This is a genomic window from Kribbella pratensis (assembly GCF_004366075.1).
Taxonomy (GTDB): domain Bacteria; phylum Actinomycetota; class Actinomycetes; order Propionibacteriales; family Kribbellaceae; genus Kribbella; species Kribbella pratensis.
In genome coordinates this window covers 2736123-2753122 of record NZ_SODU01000001.1, presented here as the reverse complement: position 1 = coordinate 2753122, position 17000 = coordinate 2736123, and the positions used below count along the sequence as shown (strand labels likewise).

The 17000-nt window shown below is 68.2% G+C and carries 19 protein-coding genes; 9 read left to right on the top strand and 10 right to left on the bottom strand.

Annotation, left to right across the window (positions count from 1 at the left end; all coding sequences use genetic code 11):
* Positions 1-24: 24 nt before the first annotated feature.
* Complete coding sequence (locus tag EV137_RS13220) at positions 25-825, bottom strand: Rossmann-fold NAD(P)-binding domain-containing protein (protein ID WP_134001499.1); 801 nt, start codon at positions 823-825, stop codon at positions 25-27.
* 70 nt (positions 826-895) lie between these two features.
* Between EV137_RS13220 and EV137_RS13215 the strand changes: the two genes are divergently transcribed.
* From EV137_RS13215 to EV137_RS13205, 3 genes are read left to right on the top strand one after another with little or no spacing between them, the layout of a single operon-like run.
* Complete coding sequence (locus EV137_RS13215; RefSeq protein ID WP_134128818.1) at positions 896-1507, top strand: TetR/AcrR family transcriptional regulator; 612 nt, start codon at positions 896-898, stop codon at positions 1505-1507.
* A 16-nt stretch (positions 1508-1523) separates the two neighbouring features.
* Positions 1524-2645 (top strand): peptide chain release factor 2, encoded by a 1122-nt coding sequence (gene prfB / locus EV137_RS13210; RefSeq protein WP_134001495.1) that lies wholly within the window; start codon positions 1524-1526, stop codon positions 2643-2645.
* Positions 2629-3378: a pentapeptide repeat-containing protein gene (locus EV137_RS13205; RefSeq protein WP_134128816.1), complete on the top strand. Its 750-nt coding sequence runs from the start codon at positions 2629-2631 to the stop codon at positions 3376-3378. Before prfB ends, EV137_RS13205 begins: the two co-directional genes overlap by 17 nt.
* Here the strand turns inward: EV137_RS13205 and EV137_RS13200 are convergent.
* Both EV137_RS13200 and EV137_RS13195 read right to left on the bottom strand, forming a co-directional pair.
* Complete coding sequence (locus tag EV137_RS13200; protein WP_134128814.1) at positions 3353-3823, bottom strand: hypothetical protein; 471 nt, start codon at positions 3821-3823, stop codon at positions 3353-3355. The genes EV137_RS13205 and EV137_RS13200 overlap by 26 nt on opposite strands.
* Positions 3824-3926: 103 nt before the next feature.
* A complete protein-coding gene (locus tag EV137_RS13195) occupies positions 3927-5369 on the bottom strand; it encodes an MFS transporter (RefSeq protein WP_134128812.1) in 1443 nt (480 codons plus the stop codon).
* Between the two features lie 101 nt (positions 5370-5470).
* Between EV137_RS13195 and EV137_RS13190 the strand changes: the two genes are divergently transcribed.
* Positions 5471-6352: a helix-turn-helix transcriptional regulator gene (locus EV137_RS13190; protein ID WP_134128810.1), complete on the top strand. Its 882-nt coding sequence runs from the start codon at positions 5471-5473 to the stop codon at positions 6350-6352.
* Positions 6353-6472: 120 nt separating this feature from the next.
* On the opposite strand, the gene EV137_RS13185 is transcribed toward EV137_RS13190, so the two are convergent.
* Entirely contained in the window at positions 6473-8362 is a 1890-nt protein-coding gene (locus tag EV137_RS13185; protein ID WP_134128808.1) for a cellulase family glycosylhydrolase, read from the bottom strand.
* A 118-nt stretch (positions 8363-8480) separates the two neighbouring features.
* The gene (locus EV137_RS13180) at positions 8481-9389 is read right to left on the bottom strand and encodes a LysR family transcriptional regulator (protein ID WP_134128806.1); all 909 of its coding nucleotides are present in this window, start codon (positions 9387-9389) and stop codon (positions 8481-8483) included.
* 73 nt (positions 9390-9462) lie between these two features.
* Between EV137_RS13180 and EV137_RS13175 the strand changes: the two genes are divergently transcribed.
* Positions 9463-10362 (top strand): EamA family transporter, encoded by a 900-nt coding sequence (locus tag EV137_RS13175; protein ID WP_134001481.1) that lies wholly within the window; start codon positions 9463-9465, stop codon positions 10360-10362.
* On the opposite strand, the gene EV137_RS13170 is transcribed toward EV137_RS13175, so the two are convergent.
* Positions 10328-10981 (bottom strand): flavin reductase family protein, encoded by a 654-nt coding sequence (locus tag EV137_RS13170; RefSeq protein ID WP_134128804.1) that lies wholly within the window; start codon positions 10979-10981, stop codon positions 10328-10330. The two genes, EV137_RS13175 and EV137_RS13170, sit on opposite strands and share 35 nt — an antisense overlap.
* Before the next feature lie 33 nt (positions 10982-11014).
* Here EV137_RS13170 and EV137_RS13165 point away from each other — a divergent pair, with 33 nt between their 5' ends.
* Positions 11015-12058: a serpin family protein gene (locus tag EV137_RS13165; RefSeq protein ID WP_238175273.1), complete on the top strand. Its 1044-nt coding sequence runs from the start codon at positions 11015-11017 to the stop codon at positions 12056-12058.
* On the opposite strand, the gene EV137_RS13160 is transcribed toward EV137_RS13165, so the two are convergent.
* Entirely contained in the window at positions 12049-12744 is a 696-nt protein-coding gene (locus tag EV137_RS13160) for a TIGR03943 family putative permease subunit (RefSeq protein ID WP_238175337.1), read from the bottom strand. The two genes, EV137_RS13165 and EV137_RS13160, sit on opposite strands and share 10 nt — an antisense overlap.
* Positions 12732-13766 carry a permease gene (locus tag EV137_RS13155; RefSeq protein WP_238175272.1) on the bottom strand — a complete coding sequence of 345 codons (1035 nt, stop codon included), beginning with the start codon at positions 13764-13766 and terminating at the stop codon, positions 12732-12734. The genes EV137_RS13160 and EV137_RS13155 overlap by 13 nt, the downstream gene beginning before the upstream one ends.
* Positions 13767-13938: 172 nt before the next feature.
* Here EV137_RS13155 and EV137_RS13150 point away from each other — a divergent pair, with 172 nt between their 5' ends.
* Positions 13939-15084, top strand: a complete 1146-nt coding sequence (locus EV137_RS13150; RefSeq protein WP_134128800.1) for a serpin family protein — start codon at positions 13939-13941, stop codon at positions 15082-15084.
* Here EV137_RS13150 and EV137_RS13145 read toward each other — a convergent pair.
* Together EV137_RS13145 and EV137_RS13140 are read right to left on the bottom strand one after the other, a co-directional pair.
* Positions 15065-15613, bottom strand: coding sequence for a TetR/AcrR family transcriptional regulator (locus EV137_RS13145; protein WP_134128798.1), 549 nt, complete (start codon positions 15611-15613; stop codon positions 15065-15067). The genes EV137_RS13150 and EV137_RS13145 overlap by 20 nt on opposite strands.
* Complete coding sequence (locus EV137_RS13140) at positions 15588-16019, bottom strand: SRPBCC family protein (RefSeq protein ID WP_134001469.1); 432 nt, start codon at positions 16017-16019, stop codon at positions 15588-15590. Before EV137_RS13140 ends, EV137_RS13145 begins: the two co-directional genes overlap by 26 nt.
* 84 nt (positions 16020-16103) lie before the next feature.
* Between EV137_RS13140 and EV137_RS13135 the strand changes: the two genes are divergently transcribed.
* Both EV137_RS13135 and EV137_RS13130 read left to right on the top strand, forming a co-directional pair.
* On the top strand, positions 16104-16298 hold the full coding sequence (locus tag EV137_RS13135; RefSeq protein WP_134001467.1) for a hypothetical protein: 195 nt from the start codon (positions 16104-16106) through the stop codon (positions 16296-16298).
* A gap of 1 nt (position 16299) precedes the next feature.
* Positions 16300-16977, top strand: a complete 678-nt coding sequence (locus EV137_RS13130; RefSeq protein ID WP_134128796.1) for a PhzF family protein — start codon at positions 16300-16302, stop codon at positions 16975-16977.
* Positions 16978-17000: the final 23 nt, after the last annotated feature.

The window sequence follows — 17000 nt, the reverse complement described above, 5'->3', positions numbered from 1 at the left end:
GAGCCGAAAACCCTCCTACCAAGGTCAGGTGAAGAGGCCGGGGTTGTCGGTGAGCCAGGTGGTGAAGGTTCGGCCGGTGTGGCCGGTGAGGAGTTCGACGCCGGGCTCGATGGTGGCCGGCGTCCCGACGCGGGACGCCCAGTAGGCCAGCAGGGTCTCGCGCTGGCCTTCGTCGCGCATCCCCATCTCGGCGCGAGCCTCGTCGGGGGTGAGGTCGACGGCCTCGATCGGTACGCCGGTGACCTCGGTGACGAGCCCGATCTGGTGCCGGCGCGTCATCGACTCCGGCCCGGTCATCGGGTACCCGCGACCGTCGTGCCCGTTGCCCGGCCCGTCGAGCAGGACCCGCACCGCCGCGTCGGCGATGTCCTGCTCGTGGATCGGCGCTTCCTCGGCTTCCAGGTAGGGCAGCCGGATCTGACCGGTCGCCCGGACCTGGTGAGCCCAGTACCTCGCGTTGCTCATGAACGCGCCCGGCTGCAGCCGGGTGGTCGCGTACGACGCGTCAGCGATCACGTGCTCGGTCTTCGCGTGGGGATCCTCGGGACCGCCCAGCGACGACAACGACGAGAGAAGGACCACCTGCTTCACGCCGGCCGCTTCGGCTGCGGCAACGAACGCGGGCGCTGTCGACGGGGAGGAGTACAGGAAGACCTGGCTGATGTCGCGGAGCGCGGAGGACGGGTCGGCCGGGTCGTAGGCGACGGCCGACGGGAGGGCGGAGGGTTCGCGGCTGGCGACGCGGACGTCCTGTCCGGCCGCGATCAGGCCGGCGGTGACGGCGCGGGCGATCGCGCCGCGACCGCCGGTGACGAGAACAGTCATTGGTGGTGCTCCAAAATTAGAGTGACTACAACAATGGAATCAGTAAAGCAGATCCGCTAGGGTCGGTGCAATGGAGCTCGGGCGGCGGGAACGCAAGAAGCAGCAGACGCGGCAGGCCATCTCGGATGTGGCCACCACGCTGTTCCTCGAGCGCGGTTTCGACGCGGTCACCGTCGCCGAGGTGGCGCGGGCCGCGGATGTCGCCGTACAGACGGTGTTCAACCACTTCCCGGCCAAGGAGGATCTGTTCTTCGACGAGCCGGGGTGGTGGACGGGGCCTGCGCTGGCCGTCCGTGAGGCGCCGCCGGAGGCGGATCCGGTGGACGTGCTGGAGGCGCAGTACCTGGCGGGGACGCGTGATCGGCTCGAGGTCGGTCATCTGGCCACCTGGAAGCAGTTCGTCCGCACGATCGAGGGCAGCCCCGCACTGCTCGCCCGCCGCCGGCTGGCCGCCGACGAGCTGGAGACGTCGCTCACGCAGGCCCTCGACGAGCGGTCGCCGGACCACCTGCGCAACCGGCTGATCGCGGCCCTGTACGCCGCCGCACAGAAGGTCCTCGAGGAGCAGTTGATGCGCACGCTGCCCGACGATCCGTCACCCGACGAGCTCGAGAAGGCACAGGCGGCGCTGGAGAACGCGATCGCCCAGGTCTTCGCCGTTCTTCGTCGTGGGCTCGCCTGAGCTAAGCTGCTTAGTTGTGGCTGGACTGGATTTTGACGCGGAGCTGAAGCAGCTCGACGCGACGATGACCTCGATCGAGAAAGTGCTCGACCTTCCTGCGTTGCGCAAGGAGATCGACGAGCTCGGCGAGCAGGTCGCTGCGCCCGATCTCTGGGACGACCAGGCGAACGCGCAGAAGGTGACATCGCGGCTGTCCAGCCTGCAGTCCGACGTCGAGCGGGTGACCAACCTGCGCGGCCGGCTCGACGATATCGGCGCGCTGGTGGAGCTGGGCCGCGAGGAGAACGACGCGGACAGCCTGGTCGAGGCCGAGAAGGAGATGGGCTCGGTCGCCAAGGCGATCCAGTCCCTCGAGGTCCGCACGCTGCTGTCCGGTGAGTATGACGAGCGCGAGGCGCTGGTGACGATCCGCTCCGGCGCGGGCGGTGTGGACGCCGCGGACTTCGCCGAGATGCTGCAGCGGATGTACCTGCGCTGGGCCGAGCGGCACGGCTACCCGACCGAGGTCTACGACACGTCCTACGCCGAAGAGGCCGGGCTCAAGTCGACCACGTTCGGGGTCAAGGCGCCGTACGCCTATGGCACGTTGAGTGTGGAGTCGGGCACGCACCGGCTGGTGCGGATCTCGCCGTTCGACAACCAGGGCCGCCGGCAGACCTCGTTCGCCGCGGTCGAGGTGGTCCCGGTGCTCGAGCAGACCGACGAGATCGACGTACCGGAAGAAGAGCTGCGGATCGACGTGTACCGGTCGTCCGGTCCGGGTGGTCAGAGCGTCAACACCACCGACTCCGCGGTCCGGATCACGCACCTCCCGACCGGCACCGTGGTCTCCTGCCAGAACGAGAAGTCGCAGCTGCAGAACAAGGCCAGCGCGATGGTCATCCTGAAGGCCAAGCTGCTCGCGCTGAAGAAGGCCGAGGAGCGGGCCCAGATCGACGCGCTGCGCGGGGACGTGCAGGGCTCGTGGGGCGACCAGATGCGGTCCTACGTGCTGCACCCGTACCAGATGGTGAAGGACCTGCGCACGCAGTACGAGTCCGGTAACACGTCCGGCGTCTTCGACGGTGAGATCGACGACTTCATCGAGGCCGGCATCCGCTGGCGCCGCACCGGCCACACGGTTGCCGAACAGAACTGATCTGCAGGCTGACTGCGGTAATTGCGTCGGCCTCTGCTGCATCGCGCTGACCTTTACCAAGTCGGCGGACTTCGCTCTGGACAAGCCGGCGGGTGAGCCGTGCCGGAATCTCCGCGACGACTTCCGTTGCTCCATCCACAAAGACCTGCGCACCAAGGGTTTCCAGGGCTGCACGGTGTACGACTGCTTCGGTGCCGGGCAGGAGATCACCAGACGAGGGCAATCGGCCGCTGAGATGTTCGCAGCGCTGCCGATCCTCCGCCAGTTGCACGAGCTGCTCTGGTATCTCACCGAGGTCCTCGAGTACGACGAGGCGGCGCGGGCGGCGATCGCCCGCATCGAAGACGTGAGTCGTACGCCGGATCTCACCACCGTCGACGTGAACGCCGAGCGCGCAGCGGTCAACGAACTGCTTCTCAAGACCAGCCAACGCCTACGCGGCAAGCAGAGCAAGAAGAAGGAGCGTCGTGGCGCGGACCTCATCGGGGCCCGCCTCCGCGGCGCCGACTTCGCGAAAGCCAACCTCCGCGGCGCCTACCTGATCGGAGCCGACCTGCGCGGCGCCGATCTCCGGCAAGCAGACCTGATCGGCGCCGACCTCCGCGACGCGGACCTGAGCGGCGCTGACCTGACCGGTGCCCTGTTCCTCACCCAGTCCCAGATCAACGCCGCCCGAGGCGACCAGACCACCCGGGTCCCGTCCGCACTTACCCCACCTCCGCATTGGTCCTGATGTAGGCAACGTCGAAGTCTGTCTTCCAGACCTCTCCATCAGCGGAGTCGAGCCATCGTCCGTTGATCCGGCCGCCGGCGCTGTCGACGGTGGCTTCGAAGCGCTGGTGGAATCCAGGCCCGGCTTGCCCCTGCATCTCCCATCGCCCGGCCTCGAAGGTCATCCGATAGATCCGGCAGACGCCCCGCGCATCGGTGTACAGCATCGCGAAGCCCTCGCTGTGGTCGTCGAGGCCGATCGCGGCGGAGATAGGAAGCGGCGAATTCTGCTGCCATTCGGGGGCGATCTCGGCGGGTGGGTCGACCTGCATCAGCAGAAAGCCGCGACTGTCGTGCCAGCTGAAGGTCGCGGTCGATCGACCCATCGACCGGCCGTCGATCGAGGCCTCCATGTCCCACTCGCCAACGAGTGTGTCCAAGTCCTGCAGGCGATCGTTGAGCTTCATCAGTACCTCGCTGATCCTCGGCGACAGTGTCTGCCGACGACGTTAGGTGCGAGCTGGTCCGCCGGTAAGGTCCAATTCTGGAACCGTCGAGCGGACCAGTCGCTTACTGCTTCCCCGACCGCAGCTGGTGGGTCACCGGGGTCATGAGTAGCGAGATTGCGGTGATTGCCAGAGCTACGGCAGCCAGTGCGCCGCCCTGATCCCAGGAGGTGCCGGCTAGGGCCAGGTACGCCGTACCGACAGTGGCGGCTCCCAGTGCCAGGCAGGTCTGCTGGCTGGTGAGCAGGATGCCGCTGCCGAGGCCTGCCTGGGCCGGTGGGACCTGACTGAGGACAACGCCCATCAGCGGGACCATGACGAGACCGGAGCCGAAGCCGGCGATCAACATGGGTACGGCGAGCTTCAACGGGCTCACGTGCGGCCAGAGGGTGAGGGCGACGACCGCGAGTACGGCGTACCCGACGCCCTGGATGATCCAGCCGCGGACGATGAGGCCCGCGCCGTACTTGACCTGCAGCCGAGGCCCGTAGATCGAGGTGATCAGGAAGCCGACGGCCATCGGCAGCAGGCTCAGACCGCCTTCCAGCGGAGACATGCGCGCCTCGCCCTGAGTGGCGAGCGCGAAGACGAACATGAAGCCGCCGAACGTAGTGAAGAACGCCACTGCGAGCAGGAGGCCGATCCGCATCGCCTTCAGCCGCAGCACCGTGGGCGGGATCAGTGGAGCCGCACCGGACCGCTCAGACCGGTGCTGATGCACACCGAGGAGCACGACGGCCGGAATCGTTGCTGCGAGGCAGAGCCACGTCCAGAGCGGCCAGCCGAGCGGTCGGCCCTCGGTGAGCGGCAGCAGCAGGAGGACCAGAGTCAGCGCGAGTAGCGCAGCTCCCACGAGGTCCACGCGCTGCGCCTTGGCTGCCTTGGTTTCCGGGATCAGCCGGACCGCCGCAGCCACGCCCACGATGCCGACCGGCACGTTGACGAGGAACACGGCCCGCCAGCCGAGGTCGAACACGTTTGCCTCGACCAGTACGCCACCGAGGATCTGTCCGAACGCTGCCGCCGCACCGCCCGCCACGCCGTACATGGCCATTGCGCGGGCGCGGTGCTGGCCGGTGAGCAGGCTGGTGATCGTGGCCAGCACCTGCGGAGTGACAGCAGCACCCGCGGCGCCCTGGACGACCCGTGCGACGAGCAGTACGCCGATGGTCGGGGCGATGGCGCAGATGAGCGACATGACGGTGAAGCCGATCAGGCCGATCAGGAAGAGTCGTTTGCGGCCGAACGTGTCACCGAGGCGACCGCCAACCACCAGCAGGGTCGCCACGGCGATCCCGTAGCTGCCGACGACGAGCTGGAGCTCGCCGGAAGACGCGCGCAGGTCGGAGCCGATCGCGGGCAGGGCGACGTTGATGACGAAGAAGGAGAGCATCGGCAGGAACGCGCCGAAGATGAGAGTCGTGAGTGCCACCGGCTTCAGCGGCACCGCAGCGGCCTGCGGCCGGGGGGTGACCGGAGAGGTGGCAGCCTGGAGCTGGTCTGTCATGGCCCCAGCCTGCGCGCACTCAGAGCCTGGTGGTGAGAGCCTGCTTATCCTATTACTCGCAGCACCTGGCACCCGGTTGTGCCTGTGTCCATGATGGAACCATGACCACTGTCCCAGCAGCCACCGACAGAACCGCCACGGCGCAGCGGCGGGAGCTCGGGGTGTTCCTGCGCAGCCGGCGAGAGCGCATCCGGCCCGACGAGGTCGGGTTCGCTCCGGGCGGCCGCCGCCGTACGCCGGGACTGCGGCGCGAGGAGGTCGCGCTGCTGGCGGGAGTCGGCGTCACCTGGTACACGTGGCTCGAGCAAGGCCGCGACATCAACGTGTCCGCCCAGGTCCTGGACGCGATCGCGACGGCGCTGCGGTTCGACCGGCAGGAGCGCAACCACCTGTACCGGCTGGCCGGGCTCCAGCTCGGCCCGTCGCCGGGCGTGTGTACGGCGCTGCCCTCGTCGGTCCAGAAGACGCTCGACGCGGTCTCGCCGTACCCGGCGCTGGTGCTGAACACGCGGTACGACATCCTCGCGTTCAACGACGCGTACTGCAAAGTGGTCCTCGACCTCAACGAAGTGCCGGTCGAAGAGCGGAACCTGCTCTGGCTGAATTTCGTCTCCGACGACTGGATGTGCAGTTTCGTCGATGCGGAGATGACCAAGCACCACATGGTCGCGGCGTTCCGCGCAGCGTCCGCGGAGCACGTCGGCGAAGCGCTCTGGCAGGACCTGATCCAAGGTCTGCTCAACAGCTCGCCGTACTTCGCGGAGCTCTGGGAGCGGTACGACGTGGCGGCGCCGAGCACGCGGACGAAAATGCTGGAGATCGACGGGTACGGCATCCTCCGGATCGAGCCGGTCAACCTGTGGCTGTCGCAACTCGGGCCGACCCGGGCGACCGTGTACACCGCGCTCGACGACGAGACCGAGGGCAAACTCCGCCAGATCGTCGCCGCCCCGGCCAAGCACCCCGCCGGCCGGCCCCGCTGAAGCGCTGGCCAGGCGGCGTACCTGCCGGACAGGCGGCCCGGCGGACAGGCGGCCCGGCTGACGGGGCGGGCCAGCCGGACCTGGCCCCGGCCGCCCGGGCAGGGACGGCCGGGGAGCTCGTCAGGTGACCGGGATCCCTGGGTTGGCCAGTGCCTTCCCGCCGGTCATCGTGTTGCTGCGGTCGATGGTGACCTTGCAGCTGGAGGCGCTGTAGTTGGTGATGTTGAACGCGTACCGTCCGCTCCCGGTGGCGCCGGTCAGGTCGGACGTGTTCCCGCGGAAAACGGTCCCGCACCCCCAGCCGGACTGCTGGGTGTGCGTCTCGTACCCGTTGTTCGTGGTGTTCTTGCCGGTGTTGTTCTCGATCACATAGTTGTTGCCCTTGACATCGATCCAGCTGTCGTCGTAGTTCGCGCCGGTGAGGCCGCGGCCGTCGAAGCTGTTGCCGGAGACGAGTCCGCCGGTCGTGCCCTCCTTGACGTCGACCGCCTCGCCACCAACGTCCGGGCCGATCGTGTTGCCGAGGATCTGCACGCGGTCGGACTTGTCCGAGGTGCCGCCCGCGCTGCCGACGTACACGCCCTCGCCCATCCCGCGGCCGTCGTTGCCGGTGTCGTAGATGCGCGAGTTCTTGATCACGCCGTACGTGCTGCTGTTGCGGAAGTGCACGCCTTCCATGTCCAGCCCGTGCACTGTCACGCCGTCGATCGTGACGTGGGTGGCACCGTCGATCATGATGCCCTTCTGGCCGCCGGTCACCGTGATGCCCTTGACGTTCCAGTACGACGCGCCGTCGAGATGCAGGCCGTAACCGCCGCCGGCCTGCAGTACGGCGTTCGACGAGCCGGTCAGCGTGATCGGCGCCGACGAGGTGCCGTCGACCGTGGTTTTGAAGTTGCCGGTGTAGGTGCCGTCGGCAAGCTTGATCGTGTCACCGGGCTTGGCGGCGGTCAGCGCTGCCTTGAGCTCGGCGGACGTGCTGACGTCGGTAGTGACGGTGGAGGCGGTCCGGTTGCGGATGTGGTCGCGGATCCACACACCGGCCGGTTTGAGCATCGTCGTACCGGTGAAGTCTTCGCCGCTGCAGGTGCCTTCCTTGAAGACCGCGCCGGAGCGGAAGTCGTCGGAGAAGTTCCAGTTGGTCCAGCCGATCTGCTTGCTCTCCAGGAAGTCCAGGTACTTCTGCGACCAGGTGAAGTCGTTGCCGCCGTCACCGGTGTACGTCTGGGTGCCGAACTCGGTGACGAACAACGGGATCCGGTCCGCGGCGCGGGACAGGGCGTCGAAGTACTCCTGCTGGTGCGACGCGGCGTAGAAGTGGAACGTGTACATCAGGTTCGTCGCGTTCACCGGGTCGTCGATGACGTCGGCCTCGCTGCCGCCGTCGGAGACGCCGAGCGACGCCCAGCCGTGGGTGCCGACGAAGATCACGCCGTCGGGGTCCTTGGCCCGGATCACCGGCACCATCTGCTCGGCGTACGACTTGATGCCGGCCCAGCTGACACCGTTCGGCTCGTTGGCGATGTCGTAGATGATGTTCTTCTTGTCCTTGTGCCGTTCGGCGATCTCGGTGAAGAAGGTTTTCGCCAGGCCGAGGTTCTCGTTCGGGTCGCCCGGGTCGAGTTGGTGCCAGTCGACCAGCGCGTACAGACCGCGCTTGGTCGCCTCCTCGATGTAGGTGTTGACCAGGTTGGTGAACTTCTCCGGGTCGGTCTCGTAACCGTCCTCCTGCACGTACATGGAGATGCGCAGGATGTCGGCTTTCCAGTCGTTCGCCAGGGCGTCCAGCGAGGCGGTCTTGACGCAGTTGGCGTACCACTGCAGGCCGTGGGTGCTCATGCCGCGCAGCTGGACGGGCTCGTTGCGCTCGTTGCAGAGCTTGGTGCCGCAGACGTGCAGTTGGCCGTTGCGGCCGACCGGAGTGTCGTCGGCAACGGCCTGGGTCTGCGCTGGTGTCGGCACCAGGGTCGATACGGCCAGCAGGGCGCCGGCCACGAGAGAGTGGATCATGAACTTCCTCCGAGGGGGCGTCGGGGAGGATGATTAGGAAGGTTTCCTAATAGTTCAGGTGAACGTAGCGGCAAGCGCGGAACGCTGTCAATCGGTCGCGCAAGGTGATCAATAGTGATCAGGCCGTGTCGCGATCCGGCCAGGCTGCTTTGAGGGTCGCGAGCGTGACGGTGATCGCCGGGCGGCGGGACGTGGTTGTGCGCCAAACGGCGTACAGGCGGCGGCTCGGTGCGGGTTGCAGCGGTACGACGACCACGCCGTCGGGGAGCGGGCCGCGGCCGAGCCGGGGGAGCAGGCCGATGCCGAGGCCGCGGGCGAGCATCGCCAGCTGGGTCTGGTACTCCGCGACGGAGTACGCGACCTCCGGCTCGACGCCCGCGCGGCGCATCGTCCGGATCAGCCACTCGTGGCAGATCGACCCGACCGGCTGGCAGATCCACCGCTCGCCGACGAGGTCCTCCGCGCGGACGAACTCCTTGCCCGCCAGGCGATGCGTCGCCGGCACCAGTACGTCGGCGGGATCAGAGCCGAGCTTCACCCGCGACAAGCCGTCGGGCAGACCGAGTGGGGTGTTGTGCCAGTCGTGGACGATCGCGATGTCGATCTCGCCGCGGTTGACGGCGGCCACTGCCTCGAACGGGTCGGTCTCGAGCACCCGGACATCCAGTTGCTGGTGCTCGTCGACCAATCGCGCAAGAGCGGGCGGCAACAGTCCGCGCGCCGCGGTCGGGAACGCAGCGATGCTCAGCGTCCCAATGGCCTGACCGCGTTGCTCTTCCAGCGTGAGCTCGGCGTCCTCGACCAGCTCGAGAATCCGCGCCGCCGTCGACGCCAGTTGCTGGGCCGCGTCGGTCAGCACGATCCCGCGCCCCTGCCGCTCGATCAGCGTTGTCCTGGTCTCCCGTTCCAGCTTCGCCAGCTGCTGCGACACCGCGGACGGCGTGTAGCCGAGCACCTCGGCCGCCCGATTGACCGATCCGTACTGCGCCACCGCGTGCAGTGCCTTGAGCCGAGCGAGATCGATCATGTAGCGCTCCTACATCGTTAGCGGTAGCAATCAGTGCTGGTCCTTAAGTGTACTCCGGCCGACACTGGACCGTATGAAGCCTCGTGACCTGCTCCTCGCCCTCGCCGTCGTCGTTGTCTGGGGCATCAACTTCGTCGTGATCGAGGTCGGTCTCGAAGGCATGCCGCCGCTCCTGCTGTCCGCGCTCCGGTTCTTCTTCGCGGCCGTCCCCGCGATCTTCCTGCTCGGTAAACCACGCGTCGCCTGGCGGTACGTCGTGGGCGTCGGCCTCGCTCTCGGCGTCGCGAAGTTCGGGTTGCTGTTCATCGCGATGGACCACGGCGTACCGGCCGGCCTGTCGTCGCTCGTGCTGCAGAGTCAGGTGATCTTCACGGTCCTGTTCGCGATCGCCGTACTGCGGGAGCGGCCGCGGCCCGCGCAGCTCCTCGGCATCGTCATCGCCTGTGTCGGGATCCTGCTGATCGTCCTCGACCGCAAGCTGTCGGCGCCGCTGGCAGCACTGGTGCTGGTGATCGTCGCGGCCGGGTTCTGGGGTGTGGCCAACACGATCACCCGGTACGCGAAGCCGCCGGACACCTTGCGCTTCATGGTGTGGGTCAGCGCCGTCGCCGTCGTACCGTTGCTGGTCCTGTCCCTTCTCACCGAGGGCCCGAAGACCGATGTCGATGCGATTCGCGCGATCGACCTGAGCGGTATCGGCGCGATCGCGTACCTCGCCTTCGGGGCGACCCTGTTCGGGTTCGGCGTCTGGGGCTACCTGCTCCGGCAGTACGACGCCAGCACCGTCGCACCGTTCTCGCTGCTGGTTCCGGTCGTCGGCATGTCCGCCGCGTGGGTGCTGCGCGGTGAGGCGGTCGGCCTGCAGCAGGCGATCGCCGCCGCACTGGTGATCGGCGGCATGGCCTGCACGATCATCAGGCGGCGTTCGACTCCGCTGACTACGGAGTCCCTGGTCCTGGCGAAGTCAGGCTGACCATCGGGGGCATCTGCCACCCGCGCGCGAGTGATGAGGGGTACGCCGGAGCGCCGCCCGCGAAGTACTCGGTGAACTTCATGATCAGCGGATCCCACCGCAGCGGGTCGATGTAGCGGTCGTTGCTCATCAGCAGGTCCTCGCGAACCCGGACCCGCTCGACCTTCATCTCCAGCGCGCACAGGTGCGAATCCGGTCCACCGATCTCGTTGATCGCCTCGATCCGGCCCTCGAGGTTGATCGGGCTCTCCTGGACGGAATCCAGGCCGGACAGCTCACTCGGCTCGCGGGTCAGGCCGCCGGCGGCGAACTTGTCCGGCACGTACCGGTACCCGCGTGCCCGTTTCGACTCGGACATCTCCTCCGACCCGGTCAGCAGCGCGATCCGGTCGAGCGCGGCGACCATGTCCGGATCGACCAGGTTCAGCACGATCTCCGGCCGCTCGACGAGATTCTTCACAGTTTGGGCGCTCGTCCCCATGCCGAGCATCGTGGTGTATCCGAGCCACCAGGCGGACGACATCGGGGCGAGGTTCGTGGTGCCGTCGGGGTTGCAGGAGCTGATCAGGACTACCGGCGTACCGAAGTACAGGACCTTGGGCTCGACTGTGCGTTTCATGCGAATGAAACGGTGATAGGCCAGGATGTGTGAGTGGACGCATCTCAAGTCGGTCGCCTGACCGCTCGATGGATCGCCGAACTGCCCGGCGAGGACAGCACCGTGATCTCCGGTCTCGGCGTCCAGCCGTTGCTCGCGATGCTGGCCGAGGTCGCGGACGAGCCTGCTCACACCGAGCTGGCCGAGGCCGCGGGCGGACGGTACGGCGGTCTGCTGGAGGCTCCCGAGCTTCGGATGGCGCTGGGGCTGTGGACGCGACCGGAGGTCGAGCTGCAGCCCGGCGTGGACCGGTTCCTGCCGCCGGAGGTGCGCGGGACGCTGACCGATCGCGCCGCACTCGACGCGTGGGTGGTCGAGCAGACGGACGGGCTGCTCCAGCGGATGCCGGTCCAGCTCACGCCTGAGGTGTTGCTGGTGCTCGCGTCGGCATTGGTGCTGAAGACGGAGTGGGCGTTGCCGTTCGACGAGTACCCGCGAAACGATCGGCGGTGGTTGAGCCGGGCGGATACGGACCTCGACAGCTTGCGGGTGCACGACAGCGCGGCGGGTCCGTTGACCGTGGTGACAGTGCGCGGCACCGGCGAGTTCGACGTACGGCTCGTGGTCGGTGATGGTGGGCGTGCGTCTGTTCTGTCCGCTGCGTTGGAGCTCGACGGGGAAGGGGTGTGCGGCTCCGAGGTGCTCGCCGCGGAGCGGTCGGCGCCCGGTGTTGAGGTCATCGAGTCCATGCAGCCGACCGTCGTACTGTCGATGCCGTACTTCGAGATCGAGGCGGAGCATGATCTGCTGCAGCATCCCGAGGTGTTCGGGCTGGCGTCGGCGTCGGACGCGAGCAGCGGGCACTTCCCGGGGCTGAGCCCGCAGCCGTTGGCGATCGGCCAGGCGCGACAGGCGGTGATGGCGCGCTTCTCGGCGACCGGATTCGAGGCGGCCGCGGTCACCGCGATGGCCATGGCCGCGGGCGCGGCGTTGGGCGCCAAGTCGCTGTACGTGAACCTCGAGCGGCCGTTCGGCTTCATCGCCGTACATCGACCGACCGGTGTGCCCGTCGTTGCGGGTTGGGTGAACTACTCGTAGGGGTTGACCGGCGCGGTGACCGGTTTGACCGTGTCGACCGTGAGCGCGGCGACGTCACCGTCGACGCGCTTGGTCGGCTCGGCCCACTTGCCGGTCACCATGATCCATTGGTTCTTCGGCGGCGCGGCGTGACCGCGTGCCTCGACCATGAACGCCGTACCGTCCGCGACGCAGCAGGTCAGGCCGATACGGGTCACGTACCAGACGCCGTTCTTCGCCGGCGTGACGAAACCGGTCAGCTGGAACGACCGGCCCTGCATCGTCTCCTTCTCCCACACCGCCCAGACCGAGTAGTCGCGGACCGCGATGGGCTTGGGGCCGTGCGACTCGTCACCCCAGTACGCGTTGCCCTGCGGCTCGGCCGGTTTGGCCGGTTTCGCGGCGACCGGTGACTGCCGTTGTGCGGCATCCGCACCGAGCGCGGGCGGATCCACGACGAGCAGCGCGAAGACCGGGACGAGGAGCAGCCAGGCGGCGCGGGGCAGACCGTGGTCATGGGTCTGGCGGGACCGCACGACCACATCGGTCACCGCGAGCGCGATCAGCACGACACCGGCCGCGAGCAGCATCCACCGCATCCCGGGTTTCACGTACCGCAAGTACGTCCCGGACGTCGTGAGCTGCACCATCGCAGCCCCGACGAACACAATCACCAACCCGGCAACGTTGCGCTTCAAAACAACCACCATCCGATCAGCAGGCTGGCGAGGAGGGCGACCACGAAGGTGGCGGGTGCGAAACGTACGGCGAACTTCGGGCCGAACGTTCCGGTCTGCAAGGCGATCAGCTTCACGTCGACGATCGGGCCGACCACCATGAACGCGAGCCGCGCGGTGAGGGAGAACTGCGTCAGGCTCGCCGCCACGAACGCGTCCGCCTCGGAACAGATCGCCAGCAGTACGGCGAGCAGCCCGAGGATCACCACCGACAGCAGGAGATTCCCGGCGACGTGATCGAGCCAGGCCCGCGGGACGACGACGTTCAACGTGGCCGCGGCCGCCGCGCCGACCACCAGGAACCCGCCGGCGTGCAGGAAGTCGTGGAGCATCGCGGACCGGAACACGTCGAACTTGGGGTCGTCGTGCGCGTGCCGGTTCTTCGGCATCTTCAGCCACGACCCGCCCTTGCCGGTCAGCAGCCACAGCCAGCCGAGGATCATCGATACCGCGAGCGAGGTCACTGCGCGGGCGACCACCACCTTCGGCTGACCCGGGAACGCCACCGCGGTCGAAGCCAGTACGACCGGGTTGATCGCCGGCGCGGACAGCAGGAACGCGATCGCCGCGGCCGGGGTGACGCCGCGGTTCATCAACGCCGCGGACACCGGGACCGAGGCGCACTCGCAGCCCGGGAGCACGACCCCGGACGCGCTGGCCACCGGTACGGCGAGGGCGGGATGCTTCGGGAGGGCCTTCGCGAAGAACGACGCCGGGACGAACGCGGTGAGGGCGGCCGAGAGCAGTACGCCGAGCACCAGGAACGGCAGCGCCTGCACGGTCACGCCGACGAACATCGTCGCCCAGGTCCGGATCCCGTCGTCGGTGAACCAGCCGGCGAAGACCCGCCGCCCGAACAACGCCGCACCGACCAGCAGCACCAGCGTCGCCGTGAACGCGATCGACGAGCCAGGCGACTCCGAGGATTCAGACGACTCAGACGACTCAGACGACTCAGGCGACTCCGCGGTGTGCTGCTCGGCCGTTGTCATGGGCGGAATGCTGGCAGAAATCGCCTGGAAATGAAAATCACAGTCATGTCGCGTGTCGGGTCCGGACGCCCAGGCCATCACAATCCGCGGCTCGCCGTCGGATGCACGCTCAGCGGGCGGTGTCGGGGGCGATTGTGATGGCCTGGGCGTCCGTGCGTGGCAGGCTGGGGACATGGATGCCGACGTGGTGCGCGCAGTCAATGACCTCACCACCCGCTGGGCCCGGACACTGCCGGCGGAGAACACCGTCGTGGCCGGCCTCGGCCTCTGGCCGCTGCTGGCGATCCTCGCGAGCGGCGCCGACGAGCCCGGCCGCGCCGAACTCGCCGCAGCCGCCGGCGTGGACCCCTCGACCGGGGCCACCGACGCGATCCGCCTGATCGAGACGATCGAAGCCTCCGCCGACCTGAACGCCGCGCTCGGCGTGTGGGTCAGCGAGCAGCTCAAGCTCGCCGAATCGTTCGACAGCGTGATGCCCGCGCCGCTCGTCGGCCTGCTGACCGGCAACCCGGCCGTCGACAAGGCGAAACTCGACGCCTGGGCCGCCGAGCACACCGACGACCTGATCCGCGAGCTGCCGGTGGACCTCGACGGCGACATGATGCTCGTCCTCGCCTCGGCGCTGCTGCTCCGCACCACCTGGGTCCGCCCGTTCACCGAACAGATCCGTCGGGTCGCCGCCGGTCCGTGGTCCGGTTCGTGGCACTGGCTCGAGCGCACGGATTCCGACCTGGATTCGGTACGGCGGTACGACGACCTGACCGTGGTCACGGTGCGCGGCGACGAGGATGTCGACGTACTGCTGGGGATCGGCGACGGTGACGACGTACTCCCGCGGCTGCTGGACGCTGCGTCTCGGCCCACGGACGGCGTACCTGGAAGTCAGCTCATCTCTGAGGACGACCCCGGGCCGGGGTTGCGGATCGGGCGGACCACTGCGTCGCGGCCGGAGGTGAAGGTGTCGCTGCCGTCGTTCAGCATCGAGGTCGAGCACGATCTGCTCGCGTCCCGTGAGCTGTTCGGGCTGACAGCGGTTACGTCGGACCCGGGGGCGCACGGGCATTTCAGCGCGCTCAGCCCGACGCCGCTCCAGGTCGGGCAGGCGAAGCAGAAGGTGCTCGCGCGGTTCTTCGCGACCGGGTTCGAGGCTGCCGCGGTGACCGCTGTCGCGATGACTCGGGCCGCGATGGTCACCCGGCAGGAGCGTCGCCTGGAGCTCACGTTGGACAGGCCGTTCGCGTTCATCGCCGTACTGCGGGACTCGCGGCTGCCGATCGTGGCGGGCCGGGTCGAGAGGCCTACTGAACCGGGAGCGTGAACAGCCGGTTGAGCAGCGCGGACGCCTCGTCGACGCCCGCGCGATCGCCGGTCAGCAAGAGATCGAAGAGCAGGCCGCGCGAGGCGGCCAGACCGAGCCGCGCGTACGCCGGGGCCTCGGCCGGCGGGAGGCCCGCACGTACGCAGAGCTCGATCAACGGCGGCAGCCAGACGTTGATCAGGTCGGCCTTGAGGGACTCGGTGTGCGGCAGGTCCTGCATCGCGTGCGCGCTGAGCTCGAAGAACAGCGGACCGTAGACGAGCGCGGCCTCGGTGACGCGGCGCCAGAACTCCTCGGCCTGCTCCGCGATCGGTCGCTGCGACTCGCTCAGGTCGGCGAGGAGGTCGCGTTGCTGTTGCTCGACCGTGCGGACCACCTCGGCGAGCAGGCCCTCGCGGGAACCGAAGTGGTAGATCAGCATCCGGTGACTGGTGCCGATCGAGGTCGCGATACTGCGCAGGCTCGCGTCCCCGATCCCGTTCTTCGCGAAATGCTCAACCGCCTCACCCAGCAGGCTTGCTCGACTCACTGACTTCCTTCAGCTTGGCGGTCTCCGTGGCGATGTAGTCCCGGGTGAGCTTCGCGTAGAGCCGGCCGAAGAGCCAGCCGAGCGGGCCCTCCTGGACGATGGTCGCGGTCGCGACGGTTCCTTCCGGCGTGCTGATGACGCGGTGGCCGCCGGTGGTCTTGATCCCGGGGGCCTTCGAGACCCATTCGAAGTACTCGCCCTCCTTGAGCTCGGTCACCTCCCAGACGGCGGCCGGGAGCTTGGGCTGGCGGATCCGGGTGCGGGCGCCGACGTGGATCCGGCCCGCGTCCAGCCGCTCGACGGAATCGACGGTCGGGGTCCAGTCGGGCCACCGCTCGACGTCGCTGAAAACCTCCCAGACCCGGTCGGCCGGTGCCTGGATCGTGCTGGAGTGATCGAAGCGCATGTACCAAATGGTACATCAGGTCTGTGTGAGACTTCGGCGGGCGGTCTGCTGGGTGCGCAGCGGCGGCAGGTAGGGTCTTGGGCCATGGCTGACCAGAACGTCCCGCAGAACGTGGAGAACGAGCAGGACCCGGGCGCGAACACGCAGATGTTCCGCGCCTTCGTCAACGAGGGCCAGGCCGAGGCCACCAGCGAACCGAAGGTCAACGGCCGGGTCCTGGCGATCGTCGGTGGCGCGGTGCTGCTGATCGCGATCATCGCCGCGATCGCCGTTCTCTGACTTGACCGACCTGAGAGTCGAGGTCGTCAGGGTCTTCACCGACCCGGACGGCCGGTTCGGCAACCCACTGGGCATCGTCGACGGCCGCCTCGTCGGCGAGCGCGACCGGCAGCGCGTGGCCGCCGAGCTCGGCTACAGCGAGACGGTGTACGTCGACGACGCCGCCACCGGTACGCTCCGTATCTATACCGCCACCCGCGAGATGGCCTTCGCCGGCCACCCCAACGTCGGCGCCGCCGCCTGGCTCCACGCCCACGGCCACCCGGTCGACACCCTGCACGTCCCCGCCGGCCCGATCCCCGTCACCCGCTCCGGCGACCTCTTCGCCGTCCGAGCCGACACGACCTGGGGCAGCCCCTGGGACTGGCGCCAACTCTCCTCACCCGAGGAGGTCCTGGCCGCCGACCCCACCACGTACACCGCCGGCCACACCTTCCTCTGGTCCTGGCAGGACGAACCCGCCGGCATCATCCGAGCCCGAGCCTTCGCCCCCGCAATGAACGTGACCGAAGACGAGGCCACCGGCTCCGCGGTCACCCAACTAACCGCCCAACTCGCCCGCAACCTCCACGTGATCCAGGGCGCCGGCTCCCACCTCTACACGACCTACGATCCCCCGACCCACGCCACCGTAGGCGGCCACGTCCTCCCAGCCGAACCACGCACCTTCACGTTCTGACCGCGATCTCCGGTATCCGTTGA

Excerpts from the sequence above, each read along its gene's own strand:
- EV137_RS13200 (WP_134128814.1), bottom strand. The coding sequence starts at position 3,823 with ATGAAGCTCAACGATCGCCTGCAGGACTTGGACACACTCGTTGGCGAG.
- EV137_RS13220 (WP_134001499.1), bottom strand. The coding sequence starts at position 825 with ATGACTGTTCTCGTCACCGGCGGTCGCGGCGCGATCGCCCGCGCCGTC.
- EV137_RS13170 (WP_134128804.1), bottom strand. The coding sequence starts at position 10,981 with ATGAAACGCACAGTCGAGCCCAAGGTCCTGTACTTCGGTACGCCGGTA.
- EV137_RS13185 (WP_134128808.1), bottom strand. The coding sequence starts at position 8,362 with ATGATCCACTCTCTCGTGGCCGGCGCCCTGCTGGCCGTATCGACCCTG.
- EV137_RS13215 (WP_134128818.1), top strand. The coding sequence starts at position 896 with ATGGAGCTCGGGCGGCGGGAACGCAAGAAGCAGCAGACGCGGCAGGCC.
- EV137_RS13175 (WP_134001481.1), top strand. The coding sequence starts at position 9,463 with ATGAAGCCTCGTGACCTGCTCCTCGCCCTCGCCGTCGTCGTTGTCTGG.
- EV137_RS13140 (WP_134001469.1), bottom strand. The coding sequence starts at position 16,019 with ATGCGCTTCGATCACTCCAGCACGATCCAGGCACCGGCCGACCGGGTC.
- EV137_RS13180 (WP_134128806.1), bottom strand. The coding sequence starts at position 9,389 with ATGATCGATCTCGCTCGGCTCAAGGCACTGCACGCGGTGGCGCAGTAC.
- EV137_RS13150 (WP_134128800.1), top strand. The coding sequence starts at position 13,939 with ATGGATGCCGACGTGGTGCGCGCAGTCAATGACCTCACCACCCGCTGG.
- EV137_RS13135 (WP_134001467.1), top strand. The coding sequence starts at position 16,104 with ATGGCTGACCAGAACGTCCCGCAGAACGTGGAGAACGAGCAGGACCCG.
- EV137_RS13155 (WP_238175272.1), bottom strand. The coding sequence starts at position 13,766 with ATGACAACGGCCGAGCAGCACACCGCGGAGTCGCCTGAGTCGTCTGAG.
- EV137_RS13195 (WP_134128812.1), bottom strand. The coding sequence starts at position 5,369 with ATGACAGACCAGCTCCAGGCTGCCACCTCTCCGGTCACCCCCCGGCCG.
- EV137_RS13190 (WP_134128810.1), top strand. The coding sequence starts at position 5,471 with ATGACCACTGTCCCAGCAGCCACCGACAGAACCGCCACGGCGCAGCGG.